Source organism: Candidatus Atelocyanobacterium thalassa isolate ALOHA, from assembly GCF_000025125.1.
Classification (GTDB): domain Bacteria; phylum Cyanobacteriota; class Cyanobacteriia; order Cyanobacteriales; family Microcystaceae; genus Atelocyanobacterium; species Atelocyanobacterium thalassae.
Genome location: NC_013771.1, coordinates 464,991 through 486,725, shown reverse-complemented (window position 1 = coordinate 486,725; position 21,735 = coordinate 464,991). Strand labels below are relative to the sequence as shown.

The following is a 21,735-nucleotide window of genomic DNA, read 5'->3' as shown; positions in this document are numbered from 1 at the left end:
ATTGTAACTAATTCTTCACTTCCACTATTTCAATAGTTCTTTCATCAATATCTTTGACTAAAAAATTAAGAGGTTGCTTGCAGCGGACTTTATACCTTAACCTTTTTGCTTGAATCTTAAGTAGAATAGTTTTCAAACAATGATTATCAAAACATACATGGCGCTGACGATTATTATAGCCATAACTTGCTCCACTAATAATATGTAGCTGAGTATTCTTTTTAAGTTGATACCATAATCCATATTTTGTATCCATATCCATACCACCCATGCTTGTATAATCCACTGACATATGTAGTGGATCGACTGTCGCCGGTGTACTTATATTTTTTGTGGGTGTATAGTAATAATGCAAGGGAATGTCTGCTGCATTTAGTTTTAATAAACCTTCATAAAACTTTTGTGCAATTTTAATATCAGACACCATAACTGTATAGACTTTGGGTGCATTAGTAAGAAAAGTCCACATGGCTAATCCATAAGCTACTAATAGCATAACCATAATGCCTTGGGTAGAAAGAATGTTATCCATAGCAAAAATTGTTGCTAAGTTATACTCTGGTAACAACGAGTATTTTTCTACAATCATATAATTAAATTAAAAATATTAATTTATTTTACTTCACTAAAAAACATATTTGATAAAATTCATAGCATGACTTTTTAAGTACTTCATATCATATTCATTTACACTTTAATCTCAAGAATGGTGCTGTAGTTTTTTATTAGATTTTTTACCTTCAAAAACATATCAATTTCTTTTAAAAAAATTAAAAGCATCTAAAATTTATATTCTTATAAAAGTAAAATAAGATAGTACATAGTTGCTCTATATATGCTATGTATTAAAGCTATGATACAAAAAATCTATAAAACTACCTTAATGTTTTAGTATGGGAATTTATTTTTTTTGGGGTGAAGATAATTTTAGAATTATTCAGACTATCCAAAAACTAAGAAAGAAAGTTATTAATCCTGAGTGGATACAATTTAATTACCATAAAATACATGAAGAAAATACTTACAGTATATTAGAAGCTCTAAATCAAGTTATGACTCCTGTGCTTGGAACAGGAGAAAAGCTTATATGGCTTGAAGGATCTTCTATTCTTCAGCAATGTTCAGATGATATTTTTACTAAAATAGAACCTTTCATAGCAGCTATTCCTAATGATTCGAATTTTGTTTTAACATCGAGTAAAAGACCTAATAAAAAATTAAAATCAACAAAACTTTTTGAAAAATATGCAGATATGCGTGAGTTTAGCTTAATTCTTCCCTGGAAAATAGATGAATTAATTACTAAGGCTCAACAATTCTCTGAAGAAATTGGAGTCAATTTATCTTCATCAGCTCTAAACTTATTAGTAGAGTCTGTAGGAAATGATACTCGACTGTTATGGAATGAGTTAGAGAAATTAAGTCTTTATAATTATGAAAAAGAAAAGCCTGTAAGCAAGGATACAGTATCTTCTATCGTAAATATTAGTAATTATAGTAGTTTGCAGTTAGCTAAAGCTATATCTCAGGGTAATAAAGAAAAAGCATTAGAAATAACTATAAAATTATTATCTTATAACGAGCATCCTTTAAAAATACTAACAACTTTAGTAGGACAGTTTCGTATTTGGACTATTATTAAATTAAAAATCGAAACAGGAGAGAATGATAATACAGTGATAGCCAAAGCCGCTGAAGTATCAAATCCTAATCGTTTGTTTTTTTTGAGAAAAGAAATAAAGAATATTAAAAGTGAAGATTTATTAGAGGCTTTTCCTATTCTATTAGACTTGGAAAATAATTTAAAAAAAGGATATGATTCAGAAAAAATCCTAAAAAATAAAATCTTGGAATTATGTATATTATTTTCCTAGTTCTTAGAATAAGGCTCAGTTATCTATAAATTAAAATGGTATGAATTTGAAATATATTCGTAATTGATTGTATTTATTTATGCTCAGGAATTATATATTTGAAATTAGTAGGACCTGTATAGTTAGATCTTTCTGCTAATTTATCAAGAGACTGAGCTCCTGATAGTTGCTCTTCGTTAATTTTCCATGAAGGATAAGATTTTATATTGGAAGAAATACATATATCAGGCTGAGGTGCCTTCCCTCTAGGATCACATTCAATATAATCAACTTTCTGAAATGCTTCTGAACCAAAAAGTTGTTTTTGATCGTGGCAATGAGGACACCAAAAAGCGCCGTACATCTTAGCTCCAATAGATGTCAAATGTTCTGCTAATTTTGCCTCTGACTCTCCAGATTTAGAAGTTATAGGCCATCCATTAGGAGCAGTTGGTGCCGTTCTCGCCTGCTTGACTACGATACGACCTTCTACTAAGGGTTTTTCAGTATCAGCATATATCCCTAAAGTTCCGACTAAAGTTATTATCACAACAATAATCGAAATAGATAAAGTTTGACCTACATCTTCCCACTCTTTTCCTAGGATACTAAAAATCATTAAACCAAAAGAAAAGATAAAAGAACTTATGCAATAGTAGCAAACTAAATGTAATTCTGTATTTAAAATATAAATTAAATAGCTACTAAACATTGCCATAGCGATTCCTCCTATCAGAAGAAACTGCCAAGTCCATTCGTTAATTTTTTTTATGAAATTTTTATTTTTCTCAGCTTTTAATAATAATGGGCCTAGAGAGGCGATAGACATACTAGCGTAGGCCAGGGTACCAAACAAGCTCAAGGGTAGATTAAAAACTGTTGCATAGCGACTATTAAGAACACTTTTACAACCTGCCTCTAGAATTTGAGCATCATTAACACCACAATATACATTTGTTCCAGTCAGTTTGGTTATGGTTAAATAGGCCGTTAAGATCGTACCAGATATTGCAATCATACCAATAATATATCGTGACCAGCGATAAATCATAGGAGTGGAACGTTTATTTATCATAGTGATTTTTTACTAAAATATAATTATTCTGGATCTTAAAAATGTTTTTATTATTTTAACTCTAGGAACTACTATAATCCAATTTCTCCTGTAAATAAATATTTTGCTTGGTTACCTCAATAAATTGAGCCACACGGATTGGATCAATAGGATCACTTATTTTTCCATGACGTTTTAATGACCTTGCTACAATAACTCCATCTGCTACATTCATTAAGTTGCTAATATTATTTGAATTAGCTCCACTACCTACAAAAATTGGAATTCCTTCAGCAACCGTAGCAGCTAATTTCAAATCTTCAATACTAGGAGGACTACTCTCAGACCAACCCGATAAAACAATACCGTCTGCAAGTCCCTTTTCTACAGTATCTTTTACAGCATCCGTTAAATTAATAGTATCTAGTGGGCGAGCATGCTTAACTAAAACGTCTGCTAATATAATTACGTTTGCTCCTAATTCTTTTCTATATCTTAATAGTTGGTGAGCATTACCTTCAATAAAGCCTTGATCCGTAGTCATAATGCCTGTTAAAGCATTAACGCGTATAAACTGAGCATCTATTGTTGAAGCGATAGCCATGGCTCCAATGGAATCATTACGCAATAAATTAATACCGACAGGAATGACGACCAAATTTTTAATTCGATCAACAATTAAAGTCATAGCACTTATGACTGCCGGATCAACTTTATCTTTTGTGAACGGAGTATCAAAAAAATTCTCAAGAATAATACCATGTACTCCTCCTGCTGCAAGAGCAGTAGCTTCTTGTTCGGCCCGTTCAATAACTGTAGTTAAACTACCTCCCCACCGTGCTGATGTGGGTAGAGGTAACAGATGAACAACACCAATGATTGGCTTTGTTGTGTTAAAAATTTGAATCAAGTCCACTGAATCTACCTAATGGTCGGCTGCAATTGAGCAATCTAAAATTTAGTTTCAACTCGAAATTATATCTTATTTACGAACTACTAAAAAAATTAGAATGAATTTTAAAAGTTAACCTATCAAATAACTACGTATTTATAATTGATGAGTTATTGATATTTTACTCATAAAGTGTAATAGATCAAATACCATTCGATTTATTATTATATATATATTCATTTGAATACTAACTTAATGAGAAACATAAGTCATGCGATGTCTTTAAAGTATTACGCATTTTTGTGTTTAGTGGGCAGAGGGGGACTCGAACCCCCACAACCGAAGTCGCCACATTTTGAGTGTGGTGCGTCTACCAATTTCGCCATCCGCCCATAAAGTCCGCTCAATACCATACTGCGTTTTATATTTTTTAACAAGTTAAAGATTATATTGTAATAATATAAAACACAATATGGCAACATCATTTTATATAAAAATAAAATAGTATAAGTAGCTACATGTAAGTAACTATAGTTAACTGGGTAATGATAACCATTTTTGGATGTTCTTTAGATTTTCCCAGTTAGGTTTTCTAGTTAAACCGTCTTCTATGTTATCTAAAACCTCTTGATAAGTTTCTTTATCTAAAGACATCACCTGCTCTGCTACTTGAATGTGAGAGCGAACACCTGTTACATTGCATTCTAACATTGCTAAGGCTAAATTGATTCGACTTTGAGGTGACTTACTATCGATTTTAACACTTTTTTTAGCAGCTTCTAGGGCTTTATATGGTTTATCGGCAAGTAAATATAACCAAGCGAGACAAGTCCAAGCGATCGCATGTTTAGGAGAATGATCACAAATTTTTTTAAAATAGACAATCAGGTCTTCAGGTTTTTCACCTTGCTTATATCTTTCCAATCCTTCTTCAAAATCAGTCTCGAATAAATTTGTCATACCTTAAGTTTCATTAGATCTTATTAATTAGTAGGAAGAAATTAGTTTTAAACATATCCTCAATTAAGATATGTTTAAACGCCAAAAGATTTTCCACACCCACAAGTTTGGTTAGCATTAGGATTTGTAAATTCAAATCCGCCACCTATCATGGCATCGCTATAATCAAGGACTAATCCATAAAGGTAGAGAAAACTTTTAGGATCACACACAAGTTGGAAACCATCATACTCAAATACTTTATCTTGTTTTTCTATATTTTCAGAACTTTCAAATTCCATTATGTAGGACATACCAGAACATCCTCCTTGCCTAACTCCAACACGTAAACACAGATCCTTATTTTGTTTTTCTCTTAATTTTAAGACATGCTCAAGAGCAGCTTCTGTTAAGTTTATTCCTGTGGATTGATTTTGATTTGTTTCTGTCATGATTTATAGTAGCCTTTAAAAAATTATAGTGGTTGTGGGAGTTTTTGTAGTATTAATATTTTATCTTATTTAATATTTTTATTGCTATTTGATAAATTGTAAATTATTTTATATTCTTTCGAAATATATATATATTTTGGACATATCGTATACTTACAGCCTTTAACGATTAAAATAGAAATCAAAGAATTAGACGAATGCTTCTACTTATATAAGGAATTGCAAACGATGATCACGTCATATTTAGATAGATCTTGGTTGATTAGTATCATACTAAATAGTTTATTACTTGGCTTTGCTATGATTATACCTAAAAAACTTTTAACCTTTTCAGGGTATCTACATGCTTGGCTTTTAGGAGTTTTGATTTGGTGGCTATTGGGATGGCAAGGATATATCTTAATAATGTCTTATTTCATAATTGGCTCGGCTATTACATATGTTGGCATATCAAAAAAAGAAAAGGCAGGAATCGCTGAGAAAAGATCAGGAACTAGAGGGCCTGAAAATGTTTGGGGTTCAGGACTTACTGCTCTATTCTGTGCTTTAGGAACTTTATTTAGCAATCCTTTTTATACAAAATTATTTATATTAGGATATGTAGCAAGTATCAGTACTAAACTATCAGATACAGTAGCTTCTGAATTAGGTAAAGTTTATGGAAAAAATACTTTTTTAATTACTACTTTAAGGCCAGCTTCTCCAGGTACAGAAGGAGCAATTAGCCTGGAAGGAACTCTTGCAGGATTTATCGCATCAGTACTTATCGCATTAGTTGGTTTTTTTATTAATTTTATTAATTTAAACGAAGTTTCTTATTGTGTAATTTCTGCTTTTTTTGCTACAAATGTAGAAAGTGTGATCGGGGCAACATTGCAAAATCGAGTGAGTTGGATGAATAATGACGTAGTTAACATCATCAACACCTTGATCGGTGCTTTAATAGCTTTCTTTTTATATTTTTTAGAAACTAATTTATTTTAAATAAGAATCTTATTACCTTAATTTATTACAAAAACTGTGAACAATGTAGGTATAGTAAATAGTCCTTGTGTAGAACTATTTACTATACCTAAACTATGATGTTCCTTTTAGTTGTTTAGTTTTAACAGTCAATTCCATTAGACGATCACCACGATACAACTTCAGCTTTAAATTAGTATTAATTCCAGTTTCCTCAACAATTTTTTGCAAATCCCCTCCATCCTTAACTGGTTGATTGTTAACAGCTATAATTACATCACCGCGACGTAGTTTTGCTTTTGCGGCTGGACTGTCAGGAACTACTTGAATAACTAAAATACCCTCAACTTCAGCAATAATAATTGGAGAGTTGGGGTTTCTGTTATTTTCTCTAGCTATCTCAGGAGTAATGTTAACCATTTGTACTCCGATATATGGATGAGGTACCTGTTGGCCAGATACTAAAGCTTTTTGTAAAGCTTTTGCTTTATTAATAGGAATAGCAAATCCAATACCCATTGCGTCAGCACGAATAGCAGTATTTATACCAATTACTTCTCCTAGCCCATTTAATAATGGTCCCCCAGAGTTACCAGGATTTATTGCAGCATCTGTTTGAATAAAGTCAAGACGCTTGTCAGGAATGCCAGCTTGAGCTGCAGAACGACCAATAGTACTAATAATACCTAAAGTAACTGTATTATCTAAACCTACAGGATTACCTACAGCGATTGCCCAGTTACCAACTTTAAGATTATCAGAATCTCCCAATTTCGCGACGGGTATCATGTTTCCTTTGGTGTCTATACCTACTACAGCCAAGTCAGTCACTTCATCAGTACCTTTAACTTTTCCATTGAAAGTACGTCCATCTTTAAGAGTAACAGTTACTTTGTCAGCGTTGCTTACTACATGAGCATTCGTTAGAATAATACCGCTTTTATCAATAATAAATCCTGAACCTTGTCCGGTAATCCTACGTTCTTGAGGAATGCGAGGTCTGAGCTGTTGCCCAAAAAAATCACGAAATAATGGATCATCAAAGAACGGGTTAAGCTGTCTTGTGACAACAGTTTCAGTATCAATACGCACTACTGCTGGACCGGTACGAATAACTGCAGCAGATACAAAATTATTAGCTCCAGTATTATCGTAGGAACTCGGTGGCTTTTCTAATACATGATTGATAGATTCAGCTTGAGAAACTGAATTGTAGAAGCCAAAAACACAAAAAATCATAGTAAATAGAAATACTATGCAATAATTTCTTATATTAAGTAGAAGCTGTTTATTTTTCATAGTCCTTAGCCAGTTCTTTAAAGATTTTCCTTTAAAATTATTAATATTAGGATTAATGATTATAGTAACAGTTGATGATTAATTTTTTCTTGTTTACCTAAAAACAATTACCCTTTACTTAGAGAAAAAAGCTTCATTAAGATAGGATTATCACAAAGGCAAAAGATTCTCAGAGAAAACCCCTTTAATACAAGACTATTAATTAGTTTCAAAGATATGGCCTCATTATACACACATCATTTTATTATTTTTAATAAGGCAAGCTTGAATAATCTTGATTAAGAAAAGTTTTTTTATTTGTTAAATAAAAAAACTTTGCAATTTATTAACAACACATTATTTGTTAGAATTGTATTCGAAGGATGAGTTCTAAAAATTATAGTTAATTATGGCATCTCAAATTAAGAAAGGTATGTTGGTTCGTGTAATTAAAGAAAATTTAGAAAACAGCTTGGAAGGAAAAGCTAGTGATAAACGTTTTCCAAGCTATATATTTCAAACTAAGGGCGAGATATTAGACCTTAATGACGAATATGCCTTAATTCAGTTCTCAGCTCCAACCCCTAGTGTTTGGTTGCGTGTGGATCAATTAGAAATTCTATAAGATAGTTGAAAACAAGGTAATATCAATATTTGTAATTCTTTGTTAATTTAATCTTAGTAGCAATATATGCTATTTTCTAATTTATATATATTAGAAAAAACTTCGATTAATATTTACTTTTTTAGATGATATAAAATTCTTTAATTAAACATTTTTTGAATCTTATATTTATTAGTAAATAAATCTCATTATGAGTAAGCCAGATAGCCACATGTCAGTTTTCTTCATAAGCACTAATATTCTATTCTCATGAAGTGTGAATTTTTATAGCTTTTAAGAAAACTTTTTATTCTTATAGCCATATCTAATAGCCCTATTCCTCGATAGGATGATGAAAATTCAATTCTTTAACGATAGTACTTCTATCGGGTGAGAATGAATACTTAAGTGTATTGTATTAAGGCATCTAAGTTTTAATGTCTAACTGCATGGCTTCTAGTAATAAGCATTCTAAATCTTTACTATGAATAAAGATAAATTTATTAAAAAATATCAAGGAATTCTAACCAAATAAAATATTTTTGATTCAATAATAATATATCTTCAAATATATTTGAAGTAATAAGTATGAAAAACGTGCTTAAGTTTATTTATAGAAATCAACCTTTCTGTACATCTTTTTGTTAATTTTCAAGTAACTAACTATTAATATTGTGATACTTACTTTTAGTGATGCTAACGTTAAAGCTGCCCTAAAGGCTATTGAATCTGAAGTAGCTACAACATCAGAAAAAATCGAAATGCTGATAGAAATAGCAACTAGATTACAAGGACAAGCAAAAACAATTGAACAAATAAAAGATTCTATTTTTCTTTATCGCAAAGGTATGGAATTGAATACTCATAATGAGTCTTTACTTAAGGCTAGATGCCTTTCTGGGATAGGGACAGCTTTACGTTCTATTCCAGATCAAGAAGAAAATCTATTGTTAGAAGCAAAAAACTCTTATGAAGAAGCTTTACCTATTTTAGAAAAGTATGCTTCTTCTTTAGAGATTGCTGAAACACAAATGAACTTGGGAATTGTTTTACAAGGCCTGGTAGAATTCAATAAGGCTACCATACAAGAAGCTATACAGATATATTATAAAGCGACAAAAATATTTACTGGTGAAAATTATCCCCAAGAATTTGCTATTTTGCAAAACAATATTGCAGTTGCTTATTTATCTTTACCTTTGGGGCCAAATAAAAAAAAAATAAGGTATGGAGTCGTAGTGCAGTCTTTTCAGTCAGCATTGAAATGGGTCACAATTACTAATCATCCTAGTGAATATGCTATGTTGCAAAATAATCTAGCAAATACACTACAGTATTTACCTACTTCTCATCCCATAGAAAATAATTTAAAAGCTTTAAAAGCATATGACGAAGCTTTAAAGGTTAGAACAGCTAGTGATACACCTTTGGAGTATGCTAATACTATTGCCAATAAGGCTAATGTTTTGTTCAACTTACCAGACAATATTGAGCATCCTGAAATGGGAAATACCAACAACCTAGAAAGATGCCGAAAATATTGTGAAGAAGCATATGCAATTTTTACCCATCATAAACAAGTAAAGCAGTCATGTGTTGTGGACAGTATGTTACAAGATATCCAAAAAAAATTATTAAATTACTAAAAGCAATAAACCTAGAATCTAATCTATATTCGGGAGGACTTTCTATATGAACTTATTTGTTGAGCAGTTAAATGTGAACCTTGTGATAAAAACTTTCCTATTTGATTTGATAAATGGGGATATAACTCTGATTAGTGGTCTTTTTTGGTTATTTGTCGCTGCTCTATTTTCAACTGTTTCAGGTGCCATTGGTGGCATCGTTTTAGCCGGCAAAGATTTAGGCTATGAATTAGCAGGTATTCTTGGAGGCTTATTAGGCCCAGCAGGAGGAGTTCCCGTTGCTATTATTGGCTTGATTATTCTTAAGTTTATTTAGGAGTTTAAAATATGTTTAATTTAGTTTGGTATTCAGCAAAATTATTTTTCAAGGGTAAGTTACTACGTGATCCTCTTCATGTTTATAGACAAGTAGTTTTTGGTATTTTATTAGGATCCTTTATGCTAATTGGATTAGAAGGCTTATTAATATTAGTTGGCTCAAAAGAAGTAGGGTTGAATTTTACGATGGCTCTCATTGCCTCTAGTGCTTTTACAGGAATAATGATGCCATTTTTACTTAAAGATATAAAAATGCAATGATTAAAGTTACATTCTGTAGTTAAATTATATAACTTAGCTACAGAATGTAACTTTAATTATTAAAACATAATACTTTAGAGCTATGATTACTTCCTGTGTAAAATTAAATATTAAATATATCTAATTTTGAAAATACCAATCAAATAGTCCAGTTTTTTCTTTCTTGATAAAAACTAAATAGCTCATGATCATGCCTGCAAGGTTAAATATTATCTAACGAAACATGCTACTTACAGATGTATCTTCGTGAACACGCCAAATAGCTTCTCCTAACAGATTAGCTACAGATAATACAGTAAGTTGTTTAAAACAGTTTTTTTCAGGAATTGGAATCGTATTTGTAACGATTACTTCTTCTAGAACACCACTTGAAAGTCGAGAAATTGCAGGACCAGAAAACACAGCATGAGTAGCACAGGCATAAACTCTTCTCGCCCCTTCTTCTTTAAGAAGATTTGCTCCCTTTGTGATTGTCCCAGCTGTATCAATCATGTCATCGACTAAGACAGCTGTCTTATCTTTGACGTCACCAATAATATTCATAACCTCAGCTACATTATGAGATTGACGACGCTTATCTATAATTGCCAATGGAGCATCATCAAGTTTTTTAGCAAACGCTCTAGCTCTAGCAACTCCTCCAACATCTGGAGAAACAATTACCAAATCAGACAAATCTTTTGTAGAAAAATAGTCTAATAATACAGGAGTACTATATATATGATCAAAAGGTATATCAAAATAACCCTGTATCTGAGCAGAGTGAAGATCCATAGACAAAACTCTATGGGCACCAGCTTCTGTTATTAAATTAGCTACCAGTTTTGCTGTAATAGATTCACGTCCTGCCGTTTTTCTATCGGCTCTGGCATAACCATAATAAGGAATTACAGCAGTAATTTGACGTGCAGATGCTCTTCGACAAGCATCAATCATAATCAGCAACTCCATAAAATGATCATTAACAGGGTTACAACAAGGCTGTATTAAATAAACATCACATCCTCGAATTGATTCTTGAATTTGGATGTATAATTCACCATCGGCGAATCGTTTACGAACCATCGGTCCAATGTCCATTCCCAGATAACTGGCAATTTCTTGGGCTAGAGCAATGTTGGACGATCCACAAAAAAGTCTTAGACGATTATTATCTGATGACGACGACACTGTAAAATGTGGCATTAATATTGGTGAAGCATGGCTCACAGGAGAGTTTTAATCCTTAATTCGTAGCAAACTTTTATCATCTCAGTTTTTTAAATATCTGATCAGATTTATTACTATTTGAATCATATCGAAATCAATATTAAAAATACAAAATTACATATAAATTTAGGACTTTACAATATATCTTTCAATACGTTTATAATATTTAACATTAGTTAAATAAACTATGTTAATATAATGTGTCTGGATACGTAGCTCAGTGGATAGAGCACCAGGTTCCGGTCCTGGGTGTCGGGGGTTCGAGTCCCTCCGTATTCGTTAAATTACGTCTTTAAGGTTTAGAGTTATTGTCAATGTAAAATAATTAACACTAATAATCTATTCATTAAATCTATGTAATATTAGTAATTAAATTCTATATATAGCTATGTAAATAAATAAAGAGTTATGTAAACAATTTTTAAAAACAGTAAAAGGTATTATTTCCCAAGATTTTTTGTCAAATAACCAAATTATTTTAATTTTTACATCTTAATTGATTACTCTAAAAAATAACACTATATTTTTTGAATCATATAAAACCAATATTGATATGAGTATAGATTAAATGAATGGTAATAAATATTAGAGCCTTGATAAAAATCTTTTTTAAAAAAAGATTTTTATCAGAGTATATATTTTTAAGTAAAATAAAATGATCGCAATGTAATAGAGAAAAATATGAATAAAAAAGAATTTGATTACGATCTAGTTATTATTGGAGGAGGAGTAGGAGGTCATGGAGCTGCTGTGCATGCAGTTAAATGTGGTTTAAAAACTGCTTTAATAGAAATGAGAGATATGGGTGGAACATGTGTTAACCGTGGATGTATTCCTTCGAAAGCTTTATTGGCAGCAGCAAAAAAAGTAAGAGAATTACAAAATTCGAACCATCTTGAAGAATTAGGAATTAAAGTTGGCGAATTAAAATTTGATAAAGAAAAAATTTCTAATCATGCAATAAATTTAGTAAATAAAATTCGTCAAGATCTAACAAATAGTTTGAAGCATTTAAAAGTAGAAGTCATATATGGCCAGGGAAAAGTTATTAACAACCAAACAATTAATGTTTTAACCGATAATGGAGAACAAAAAATTACCGCAGAAAATATTATATTATCTCCTGGTTCAAGTCCTTTTGTTCCCCCTGGAATAAAAATTGATAATGATACTGTTTTCACAAGTGATGAAGCAGTGAAGCTCAAAGAATTGCCTAAATGGATTGCTATTATTGGTAGTGGTTATATTGGACTAGAATTTTCTGACATTTATACTGCATTAGGTTGTGAAGTAACTATAGTAGAGGCATTAGATAATTTAATTCCTGGCTTTGATTCTGAAATCTCCAAGTTTGCTCAGCGCAAACTAATTGAATCTCGTGATATTGAGACTTATTCTGGTGTCTTTGCAAGTAAAGTAATTCCAGGTAAACCTGTTGTTATTGAACTAACGAATGTTAAAACTAAACAATTAGTAGATGTTTTAGAAGTTGATGCCTGCTTAGTCGCTACAGGTCGTATTCCTGAAACTAGTAATCTTGGATTAAATAATCTTGGTATTGAACTACAAAAAGGATTTATTCCTATTAACGATAAGATGCAAGTGATAAGTAATGGTCAAGTTGTTCCTCATATATGGTCAATAGGAGATGCTACTGGGAAAATGATGCTAGCTCATGTGGCATCTGGACAAGGAGTTATTGCTGTTGAAAACATATGTGGACGTAATATAGAAATAGATTATCGAAGTATACCAGCGGCAACTTTTACTCATCCCGAAATTAGCTATGTAGGACTTACAGAATCTGCAGCAAAAGAATTAAGTAAGTTAGAAAATTTTGAATTTTCCTCAGTCAAAGCATATTTTAAGGGAAATTCTAAAGCACTCGCAGAAGGAGATGCCGATGGCTTTGTTAAGATTATTTTTAGGAAAGATAGCGGAGAGCTACTAGGGGTACATATCATTGGCTCTCATGCTTCTGACTTAATTCAAGAAGCCGCTAACTCGATTGGTCAACATCAAACCATATATAACTTAGCACTCAATATACATACTCATCCAACTCTTTCCGAAGTTTTAGATGATGCTTACAAAAAGGCTTTAGTAACATTAAATAAAACTGAAAAGAATTGAGATTTTCAATGGAAATGTCTGCTTTAAAATTTTGACGAGTAAAACTGATACTATTTATAAATATATTTGAAGTCCAAATTGGTAGTAATTATTTATGTAAACTTTAACTGATTTATGATAACTAAGGTAAATAAAAACAATCAGGTTTCTACTTACTTATTCTTCTTCTTATACTGATGAAAAAACAAACAATCTTTTATTAATTTTTCTCTGAATTATCGGTAATATCCACTATATTAATTATTTAGTATAAGAGTATAGAGATGATTAGCAAAAATTCGTTATTATTAAAATAGAAAATGGAGATTAGTAATGGTTAATTTTGGACTAAATTCAGCTAGTGTGCTGGGAATATTTTTAGCAATAGCCGGAGCGGGTTTATATTTTTTGCGCTCTGTGCGACCAGAGCTATCAAGAGATCATGATATTTTTTTTGCTGCAGTTGGTCTATTATGCGGATTAATTTTACTATTTCAAGGTTGGAGATTAGATCCTATTTTACAATTTGGACAATTCTTATTAACAGGATCGGCCATATTCTTCGCTGCAGAAAGTATTCGTTTAAGAGGAGCTACTACAGAACAAGCTAGACGTAGTTCTTCGTTTATTGATAATGGGCGTAGAGTTAGCAAAACTAGAGTATATACTGAAGCTGAGCTTGATAATTTAGACTCTTATGAAAATAAATCGCAGGATTATCGCAATAATCCTCGTTTAAAAGGCACTAGCGATTTACAGGACAATCGTCGATTAAACAGTAAAGAAAGAATCCGTCGTTCTAGAAGTAATCGTCCGTCTTCCAGAACAAAAATTAACTCCAACCGTAACTCTGATAATGACTATGGTGTCTGGGAAAATGTGAATGATGTGTGGGCAAACAATTCTGACTTATCTCGTACTTCTAGAAAAAGCAGATCACGCTTAAATAAAAAGAATAGAAATAAAAGTTTTAGTTCTGAGACGAATAATTATAATCATATTGATTATGTTGATTACCAACCTCTTGAAAAATCAGAATTAGAATATAAAGCAGAAGACAATAATATAAGAGACATTGATAATCTTAATAAATAAAAATTTTATATGTTTTTATTTACTGAAATAATTTAACTAATCTTAATTGAATAACTAAAAAGGTTTAATACATAGACTATGTAGCAAACTATAACTATTTATAAGAAATAGATTAGAATCGCTACACATAAACTCGTGAAAAATTAATGTAGTTACAATAATTATATTAATTTTTAATTATTCGTTGACTTAAAAAACTAAATTAATAAGTTGTGAAAAATTTATATTTAAAACAAAAAATAAATATACACGTTATTAATTTTTTTAATTATTTAAGCAACATCTTTTTGATGCTTAAATAATCAAAAAACATATCATAAAAGATAATATTTTTAATTAGGAAATCACTATCTTTAACGAAGAAACTTAAGTTAATAGTATTTGAATTTTATAAATAAAATATAAATATATTTTATTTATAAAAAAGTAATATATTAAGCTATAAATTATAATTTAACTATTGATGGCTAGATAATAAAAAATATTCTAAATATACTGAAATAACAGACAATAGGATGTTATGATACTTTACCTATGGAATAATTCTGTAAAAATATATTTAGATAATTAATGACGTAAAATGATGTAAACTTGACAACGTAATTTAACTTTACATTTATTCGATTAACTTAAGGTTTTCTTTTTTAGTAATTAAGTATCAATAAAATGTGAATTTGTGAAAAATTGAGCCTAGAAGTATACAGAAATTTCAAGGTAAATTTTTATTATCTTTTACTTAAGATTATTTAGTTATTTATGTAATCAATTAATTGTATGTTGTATATTTTTCGTATTGATATGGATAATACTTAAAAGGTATATAAGATATTAAATTTTCTTAATGAACACTTTAAACCTTGGTATCCTATAGATTAAACTCAGGATTTTCATTTATAAATTTATATTTTTTCCTAACGATCTATTCGATAAAAATATTTTTATATTTTTTCTGTAGAGTCTTAGCAAAAACATACCATATATCACAGCATATCTATGGTGTAACAACGATAAATGTATCCTCCTCAAGCTGATACAAAGGTAATAAAATTCAAGTACACAATTTATTAGTTTTTTCTTAGTCATAATTTATTTAGTTTAAATGATGCAATCTACTGTCTCAAATTTCTCTCAGCAAAATAATAATCCAGGAGACACGAACACATCTCACCTTAATCACTATTCAAACTTGGGAGCAAGTAAAATTAAGGTAGAACGACGAGATGGATCTTGGGCTGCTCTCGATATCGGAAAAATACGTGCCGTTGTTAGTTGGGCATGTTCTGGAAAGGATGTAAATAGTATTGCTTTAGAAGCGGGATTAACTACTCGTTTACGTGATGGTATTACTACAAAAGATATTCAAAATAACCTAATCAATTGCACTTTGGAGATGTGTAGTCCTCAAGAGCCTGATTGGCGTTATGTCGCTGGCAGGCTCCATATCTGGAGCCTTTGGAAAAATATTTTAGTGAGTCGTGGTTATCAATATGATAAATACGAATTTACAGTTCAAACTAAAGTAGAAAATCGTCAATATGACAAACGTTTGCTTACTTATTCTTTAGAAGAACTAAAAGAAGCAGGATCTTGGATTAATTCAGATTGGGATATAGATTATGACTATGCTGGAGCGGTGCTTCTCAGCAGTCGTTACTTATTGCCAGATGAACTTCCTCAAGAAGCTTTATTAACTTGTGCTCTTTTATTAGCAATAGTTGAAGCTCCTCAAAATAGATTACCTTGGGCTAAACGTTTCTATGAAGCTATTGCTACTCGTAAAATATCCTTAGCTACTCCAATTTTAGCAAACTTGAGAGTTCCAGAAGGTTCATTAACTAGTTGTTTTATTATAGCTATTGACGATGACTTGGAAAGTATTTGTGAGGGGGTAACTAACGCGGCTAGAATATCTAAAAACGGTGGTGGAGTTGGAGCCAACGTTAGCCGCATTAGAGCTACAGGAAGCTGGGTAATGGGTAAAGCTAATGCTTCTGGAGGTATTATTCCTTGGGTTAAATTACTAAATGATACAGCAATAGCTGTTAACCAAGGAGGAAGAAGAGCTGGAGCTATTACAATTAGTGTAGATATTTGGCATTTAGATATTCCAGAATTTCTAGAAATGCAAACAGAAAATGGAGATCAGAGACGCAAAGCATATGATGTTTTTCCTCAGCTAGTCTTAACAGATGAATTCATGCGACGAGTTGAGAATAAGCAAGAATGGACGCTAGTTGATCCTTATGAAGTTCGAACAAAACTTGGTATCGAATTAGCAGAATTATGGGGTGAAGAATTTGAAAGAGCTTATACATTAATTGAATCTGAATTAGGAAATAAAATTACTCTTTATAAGAAGATTAATGCTCGTGAGTTATTTAAAAATATAATGCGTTCTCAAATAGAAACAGGAATGCCTTATTTAGCTTTTAAAGATACTATAAATCGAGCAAATCCTAATAAACATGTAGGCTATATTCCAAGTGTAAATTTATGTACAGAATCTTTTTCCAATGTTGATCCTAGAAAAGAAAGTCATTGTTGTAATTTAGTTAGTTTAAACTTAGCAAACATTGAAGAATCTGAAATTGGTTATCTTTCAAGTTTAGCAGTTCGAATTTTAGATAACACTATAGATATTACAAACCCTCCGTTTAGTTATGCCAAAGCTCATAATGATAGGTATCGTACTATTGGAGTGGGATGTATGGGTTTGGCAGATTGGTTAGCCAAGAGATTTTTAACTTATGATGATATAAACGCAATTAGCCAATTGTTCGAAGAAGTTGGCTATTGGTGTACTCATACTTCTATGGAGTTGTCTAAGGAACGAGGTGCGTATAATGCATTTGCCGGAAGTGACTGGAGTAAAGGTAAGTTAATTGGTTCAAAGCCTGTTGATTGGTTTATAGAAAATGCTTCTCAAAAAGAGCGTTGGGTAGAATTGTCAGAAAATATTAAAACCTATGGTATTCGTAATTCTCACATTACAGCAATAGCTCCTAATACTTCTTCTTCTCTAGTACAAGGCTGTACAGCAAGTATTCTTCCTGTCTATAGTCGTTTTTTCTACGATAAATGGGCAAAAGGAACAGTACCTATCGCTCCTCCTTTTATAAAGGAATCTTTTTGGTTCTACCATGAAAATAAAGTTTTAGATCAACAAAAAGTCATTAAAGCAGTTTCAGCAATACAAGAATGGATAGATACTGGAATATCTATGGAGTTGTTATTCAATTTAAATAAAGGGATTTATTTACCGGAGGAACCTGAAAGTTCTTTATCAGCTACAGATATTTTTAAAATGTTTGTAACAGCTTGGAAAAATGGTTGTAAGGCTATTTATTATGTTAGAACTGTTCAAAAAGATGATTTTAAGGATTTCGATAACACTTGTACTTCTTGTGCAAACTAGCTAATACAATACACAGAAAATCGAAAATTCATATTTTTAATTAGTAAATTGAAGTTAGGCTTTAAAGTTATTCTTAAAATAACTTTGAAACCTAACTTTATTATTTATATTTAAAATTTTGTAAGAGATTAACTATAATATAGTCTTCATATGTTTATGAGGATTTAAAAAGTAAGGTTTATGATAATAAGCTTAAAAAATCCATTTATTATCACGCTTTTTAGAAGTTTAATAGTTTACATAATATTATTTTCTTGTTCATCTACATATGCCTACACAGAGCTTCGTGTTGCTATTAAAAAAAATGTGAAGACTTTACATATAGGTAGTTCTTCTCCGGCAAATGTTATAAACAGCCAAGGAAAACAAATAGGTAATCTAACTCCATTAAATAAATTTAAAATAAAGTTATTTAATCAAAACAAAATTAGCCTTAAGCATTGGAAGTTAGACTATTTTTTAATAGAGCCTCAAAAGAAAGGCGCAGTTTGGATAGATGGTCACTGGTATAGAGGTAAAATATTAATTATTAAAGAAAGAAACTCAATAATAGTTATCAACTTGGTTGATTTGGATGAATATCTCTATAGTGTTGTGGGTGGTGAATCTTACCCTTCCTGGCCTAAAGAAGCCCTAAAAGCTCAAGCAGTAGTCGCACGTACTTATGCTCTTTTTAAAACATCTACTTCAAATAATATATATTATGATTTAGATACAACTACTAAAACTCAAATTTACAGAGGAATGGAAGCAGAGTCTGTGGCAACTCATAATGCAGTTAGAGTAACTTCTGGAGAAGTTTTGACTCATGATGGAAAACTTATTTTATCAGTATTTCATTCATCTTCTGGTGGTCATACAGAGAGTGTTAAAAATGTATGGAATTCTTCTTTACCTTATTTGAAAGGAGTTTCAGATTATGACCACCTTTCTCCTGTATATTCATGGAGTAAAACTTTTAGTTTATTAGAAATAAACCAATTAATAAGCGGATTAGGCTCAATCTATTCGTTAGTTCCTGAACAAGTAACTTCAAGTGGTCGTATACGAACTTTAAAAGTTCTAGGTAATAAAGGATCAAAAATAATTTCAGGAGTCGAATTACGTAAAATACTTAAATTAAAAAGCACGATATTTAAAATATCAGTTGATAAAGAATCTTTTACAATTAAAGGAAGAGGATTTGGACATGGTATTGGAATGAGTCAATGGGGAAGTTTTTATTTAGCAAAACAGAATGTCCCCTATTATCGAATTTTAAGTCATTACTATCAAAATTCTAATTTAACCCTTTTGAAATAGTAAGTTAGTTAAATAATCTATTATTAATAAATGATTTTCCTATATTTATAAAAATACAAGAAAATCATTTATTTTGAAATACTAATAGGTAATATTTTTTAAATAAAAAATATATTAGTATCAAGTAAATTTTGTAAACTAAGAAGAGGCTTGACGCTCTTTTACTTCTTTGATGACTTCTTCTGCTATATTACTTGGAGCTGGAGCATAATGACCAAATTCCATAGAAAACTGACCACGTCCAGAAGTCATTGTACGCAAATCACCTATATAGCCAAACATCTCACTTAAAGGAATATCTGCTTTGATTCGTGCTCCCATAGGTGTTGAATTTTGAGACTTTATCATACCACGACGGCGATTAATATCTCCTATGACATCTCCCATATAATCTTCAGGAGTAAAAACATCTACATTCATAATAGGCTCTAATAATTGAGGTCCAGCCTTAGGAACTGTTTGACGATAAGCAGCTCTAGCTGCAATCTCAAAAGCTATAGCTGAAGAATCAACTGGGTGAAATGATCCGTCTGTAAGATTTACTGTTAAATCTACACAAGGATAACCAGCTAAAACACCTTTTTTTACACTGGATTCAAAACCTTTTTGAACTGCAGGCCAAAATTCTCTTGGAACATTGCCTCCTGTAACTTTTGAAGTAAACTGAAAGCCACTACCAGGTTCTCCTGGTTCGATACTGTAATCAATTTTCGCAAATTGACCAGAACCACCAGATTGTTTCTTGTGAACATAAGTATCTTTAACAACTTTGGTAATAGACTCACGATAAGCTACTTGTGGCTTACCAACTTCTACTTCAATTCCATGAGTACGCTTAAGGATATCAACTTTTATATCCAAATGCAGCTCTCCCATTCCCTTGATAATTGTTTCACCACTTTCTTTATCTGTTTCCATATAAAAAGATGGATCTTCCTGAACCATCTTACTTATGGCTAAAGCCATTTTTTCATTTTCACCTTTTTTCTTAGGTGAAATAGCAACAGATATCACGGGATCTGGGAAAACCATAGGCTCTAATGTTGCAGGTAGTTTGGGGTCACATAAAGTATGACCTGTTTGGACATTTTTCATACCTACAATGGCTATAATATCTCCTGCTTGTGCTGACTCTACTTCTTCTCGAGAGTCAGCATGCATTTCTACTAAGCGACTAATTCTTTCTGTTTTTCCTGTTGCTGTATTTAGTACAGTATCACCCTTAGCGATTTTTCCTGAATAAATACGTGTGAATGTTAGCGCTCCAAAACGATCATCCATGATTTTGAAAGCTAACGCTCTTAAGGGTTTTTCAACATCTACAATAGCATAATTTCCTGTTTCTTTTCCTTCTAAATCTACTTCTGGCTGTGGTTTTACCTCCATAGGATTAGGAAGATAATCGATTACAGCATCAAGCACTAGCTGTACTCCTTTATTTTTGAAAGAGGAGCCACAATAAGTAGGGAAAAAGGCAAGATCACGAGTACCTTTTCGAATACAAAACTTAATTTCATCAATAGTTAACTCTTCCCCCTCAAGATACTTTTCCATTAAAGTATCATCTTGTTCTATAGCAGTTTCAATGAGCATTTCTCTATATTCTGCTACCTGTTCTTTCATGTCTTCAGGAACATCTTCTACGGTATACTTCATCGGATCTCCAGAATTATCCCAGATCCATGCTTTTTCAGTGAGTAAGTCTACGACACCACAAAAATCATTTTCTATTCCGATAGGTAATACCATTACAAGAGGCTTAGCAGCTAATATTTCATCAACTTGTTGAGTAACTCTGAAAAAATCAGCACCAGTCCTATCAAGTTTATTAATATAAATAATGCGAGCAACTTTAGAGTCATTAGCATAGCGCCAATTTGTTTCAGACTGAGGTTCTACACCTCCTGAACCGCAAAAAACTCCAATTCCACCATCTAAAACTTTTAAAGAGCGGTAAACCTCAATTGTGAAATCAACGTGCCCAGGGGTATCTATAATATTTAACTGATGATCCCTCCAAAAGCAACTAGTTGCTGCAGATTGTATGGTGATACCTCTTTCTTGCTCTTGTTCCATAAAATCGGTAGTTGCAGCTCCTTCGTGTACCTCACCAATTTTATGTATCTTACCTGTTAGTTTTAAGATTCGTTCAGTAGTAGTAGTTTTTCCAGCATCTACATGAGCAAAGATGCCAATGTTACGATAATAATTCAGGTCTTTTGTCATATTTATTTCTAGTTTTAGATTTGATAGTAGGTAATTTCTACCATTAAGTAATTACTCAGAGGGAACATAAGTGTTGCCTTTATAACTAGTACATACTAAAACCAACTTCTCGCAAT

Annotated in this window: 18 protein-coding genes and 2 tRNA genes; 11 read left to right on the top strand and 9 right to left on the bottom strand. The window is 31.5% G+C overall.

Going from position 1 to position 21,735, the window contains the following annotated elements:
• Positions 1-7: 7 nt before the first annotated feature.
• On the bottom strand, positions 8-589 hold the full coding sequence (locus UCYN_RS02055; protein WP_012953840.1) for a hypothetical protein: 582 nt from the start codon (positions 587-589) through the stop codon (positions 8-10).
• A 304-nt stretch (positions 590-893) separates the two neighbouring features.
• Here UCYN_RS02055 and holA point away from each other — a divergent pair, with 304 nt between their 5' ends.
• Entirely contained in the window at positions 894-1,874 is a 981-nt protein-coding gene (holA, locus tag UCYN_RS02050; protein ID WP_012953839.1) for a DNA polymerase III subunit delta, read from the top strand.
• Between the two features lie 73 nt (positions 1,875-1,947).
• Here holA and UCYN_RS02045 read toward each other — a convergent pair whose 3' ends face one another.
• The 5 genes from UCYN_RS02045 to UCYN_RS02025 form a co-directional block, all read right to left on the bottom strand.
• Positions 1,948-2,928 carry a vitamin K epoxide reductase family protein gene (locus UCYN_RS02045; RefSeq protein ID WP_012953838.1) on the bottom strand — a complete coding sequence of 327 codons (981 nt, stop codon included), beginning with the start codon at positions 2,926-2,928 and terminating at the stop codon, positions 1,948-1,950.
• A gap of 61 nt (positions 2,929-2,989) precedes the next feature.
• A complete protein-coding gene (btpA, locus tag UCYN_RS02040) occupies positions 2,990-3,823 on the bottom strand; it encodes a photosystem I biogenesis protein BtpA (RefSeq protein ID WP_012953837.1) in 834 nt (277 codons plus the stop codon).
• A 286-nt stretch (positions 3,824-4,109) separates the two neighbouring features.
• Positions 4,110-4,191: transfer RNA gene (locus UCYN_RS02035), tRNA-Leu, on the bottom strand.
• A 142-nt stretch (positions 4,192-4,333) separates the two neighbouring features.
• Positions 4,334-4,759 (bottom strand): tetratricopeptide repeat protein, encoded by a 426-nt coding sequence (locus UCYN_RS02030; protein ID WP_012953836.1) that lies wholly within the window; start codon positions 4,757-4,759, stop codon positions 4,334-4,336.
• 74 nt (positions 4,760-4,833) lie between these two features.
• Positions 4,834-5,190, bottom strand: a complete 357-nt coding sequence (locus UCYN_RS02025) for a HesB/IscA family protein (RefSeq protein WP_012953835.1) — start codon at positions 5,188-5,190, stop codon at positions 4,834-4,836.
• A gap of 228 nt (positions 5,191-5,418) precedes the next feature.
• On the opposite strand from UCYN_RS02025, the gene UCYN_RS02020 reads away from it, so the two are divergent.
• A complete protein-coding gene (locus UCYN_RS02020; protein WP_012953834.1) occupies positions 5,419-6,174 on the top strand; it encodes a TIGR00297 family protein in 756 nt (251 codons plus the stop codon).
• Between the two features lie 93 nt (positions 6,175-6,267).
• Here UCYN_RS02020 and UCYN_RS02015 read toward each other — a convergent pair whose 3' ends face one another.
• On the bottom strand, positions 6,268-7,392 hold the full coding sequence (locus tag UCYN_RS02015; protein ID WP_012953833.1) for an HhoA/HhoB/HtrA family serine endopeptidase: 1,125 nt from the start codon (positions 7,390-7,392) through the stop codon (positions 6,268-6,270).
• Positions 7,393-7,840: 448 nt separating this feature from the next.
• On the opposite strand from UCYN_RS02015, the gene UCYN_RS02010 reads away from it, so the two are divergent.
• The 4 genes from UCYN_RS02010 (at position 7,841) to UCYN_RS01995 (ending at position 10,260) form a co-directional block, all read left to right on the top strand.
• A complete protein-coding gene (locus tag UCYN_RS02010; protein ID WP_012953832.1) occupies positions 7,841-8,056 on the top strand; it encodes an NAD(P)H-quinone oxidoreductase subunit O in 216 nt (71 codons plus the stop codon).
• A 653-nt stretch (positions 8,057-8,709) separates the two neighbouring features.
• Positions 8,710-9,681, top strand: a complete 972-nt coding sequence (locus UCYN_RS02005) for a hypothetical protein (RefSeq protein ID WP_012953831.1) — start codon at positions 8,710-8,712, stop codon at positions 9,679-9,681.
• 46 nt (positions 9,682-9,727) lie between these two features.
• On the top strand, positions 9,728-9,997 hold the full coding sequence (locus tag UCYN_RS02000) for an asr0689 family protein (RefSeq protein WP_012953830.1): 270 nt from the start codon (positions 9,728-9,730) through the stop codon (positions 9,995-9,997).
• Between the two features lie 11 nt (positions 9,998-10,008).
• Positions 10,009-10,260 (top strand): hypothetical protein, encoded by a 252-nt coding sequence (locus UCYN_RS01995; protein ID WP_012953829.1) that lies wholly within the window; start codon positions 10,009-10,011, stop codon positions 10,258-10,260.
• Positions 10,261-10,473: 213 nt separating this feature from the next.
• Here UCYN_RS01995 and UCYN_RS01990 read toward each other — a convergent pair whose 3' ends face one another.
• A complete protein-coding gene (locus tag UCYN_RS01990; RefSeq protein ID WP_071813723.1) occupies positions 10,474-11,445 on the bottom strand; it encodes a ribose-phosphate pyrophosphokinase in 972 nt (323 codons plus the stop codon).
• 230 nt (positions 11,446-11,675) lie between these two features.
• On the opposite strand from UCYN_RS01990, the gene UCYN_RS01985 reads away from it, so the two are divergent.
• The 5 genes from UCYN_RS01985 to UCYN_RS01965 all read left to right on the top strand — a co-directional run bounded on the left by UCYN_RS01985 (position 11,676) and on the right by UCYN_RS01965 (position 19,393).
• Positions 11,676-11,748 (top strand) — tRNA-Arg (locus tag UCYN_RS01985).
• 402 nt (positions 11,749-12,150) lie between these two features.
• Positions 12,151-13,602 (top strand): dihydrolipoyl dehydrogenase, encoded by a 1,452-nt coding sequence (gene lpdA, locus UCYN_RS01980; protein ID WP_012953826.1) that lies wholly within the window; start codon positions 12,151-12,153, stop codon positions 13,600-13,602.
• A gap of 312 nt (positions 13,603-13,914) precedes the next feature.
• Positions 13,915-14,676: a Ycf66 family protein gene (locus UCYN_RS01975; RefSeq protein WP_012953825.1), complete on the top strand. Its 762-nt coding sequence runs from the start codon at positions 13,915-13,917 to the stop codon at positions 14,674-14,676.
• A 1,102-nt stretch (positions 14,677-15,778) separates the two neighbouring features.
• Positions 15,779-18,091, top strand: coding sequence for a ribonucleoside-diphosphate reductase subunit alpha (locus UCYN_RS01970; RefSeq protein WP_012953824.1), 2,313 nt, complete (start codon positions 15,779-15,781; stop codon positions 18,089-18,091).
• Between the two features lie 306 nt (positions 18,092-18,397).
• Entirely contained in the window at positions 18,398-19,393 is a 996-nt protein-coding gene (locus UCYN_RS01965; RefSeq protein WP_167884949.1) for a SpoIID/LytB domain-containing protein, read from the top strand.
• Between the two features lie 138 nt (positions 19,394-19,531).
• On the opposite strand, the gene fusA is transcribed toward UCYN_RS01965, so the two are convergent.
• Positions 19,532-21,619: an elongation factor G gene (gene fusA, locus UCYN_RS01960; RefSeq protein ID WP_012953822.1), complete on the bottom strand. Its 2,088-nt coding sequence runs from the start codon at positions 21,617-21,619 to the stop codon at positions 19,532-19,534.
• Positions 21,620-21,735 lie beyond the last annotated feature (116 nt).

Bases quoted from the DNA above. Each gene is read 5' to 3' on its own strand.
- UCYN_RS02055 (WP_012953840.1), bottom strand. From the start codon at position 589: ATGATTGTAGAAAAATACTCGTTGTTACCAGAGTATAACTTAGCAACA.
- holA (WP_012953839.1), top strand. From the start codon at position 894: ATGGGAATTTATTTTTTTTGGGGTGAAGATAATTTTAGAATTATTCAG.
- UCYN_RS02045 (WP_012953838.1), bottom strand. From the start codon at position 2,928: ATGATAAATAAACGTTCCACTCCTATGATTTATCGCTGGTCACGATAT.
- UCYN_RS02030 (WP_012953836.1), bottom strand. From the start codon at position 4,759: ATGACAAATTTATTCGAGACTGATTTTGAAGAAGGATTGGAAAGATAT.
- UCYN_RS02025 (WP_012953835.1), bottom strand. From the start codon at position 5,190: ATGACAGAAACAAATCAAAATCAATCCACAGGAATAAACTTAACAGAA.
- UCYN_RS02020 (WP_012953834.1), top strand. From the start codon at position 5,419: ATGATCACGTCATATTTAGATAGATCTTGGTTGATTAGTATCATACTA.
- UCYN_RS02015 (WP_012953833.1), bottom strand. From the start codon at position 7,392: ATGATTTTTTGTGTTTTTGGCTTCTACAATTCAGTTTCTCAAGCTGAA.
- UCYN_RS02010 (WP_012953832.1), top strand. From the start codon at position 7,841: ATGGCATCTCAAATTAAGAAAGGTATGTTGGTTCGTGTAATTAAAGAA.
- UCYN_RS02000 (WP_012953830.1), top strand. From the start codon at position 9,728: ATGAACTTATTTGTTGAGCAGTTAAATGTGAACCTTGTGATAAAAACT.
- UCYN_RS01995 (WP_012953829.1), top strand. From the start codon at position 10,009: ATGTTTAATTTAGTTTGGTATTCAGCAAAATTATTTTTCAAGGGTAAG.
- UCYN_RS01990 (WP_071813723.1), bottom strand. From the start codon at position 11,445: ATGCCACATTTTACAGTGTCGTCGTCATCAGATAATAATCGTCTAAGA.
- lpdA (WP_012953826.1), top strand. From the start codon at position 12,151: ATGAATAAAAAAGAATTTGATTACGATCTAGTTATTATTGGAGGAGGA.
- UCYN_RS01975 (WP_012953825.1), top strand. From the start codon at position 13,915: ATGGTTAATTTTGGACTAAATTCAGCTAGTGTGCTGGGAATATTTTTA.
- UCYN_RS01970 (WP_012953824.1), top strand. From the start codon at position 15,779: ATGCAATCTACTGTCTCAAATTTCTCTCAGCAAAATAATAATCCAGGA.
- fusA (WP_012953822.1), bottom strand. From the start codon at position 21,619: ATGACAAAAGACCTGAATTATTATCGTAACATTGGCATCTTTGCTCAT.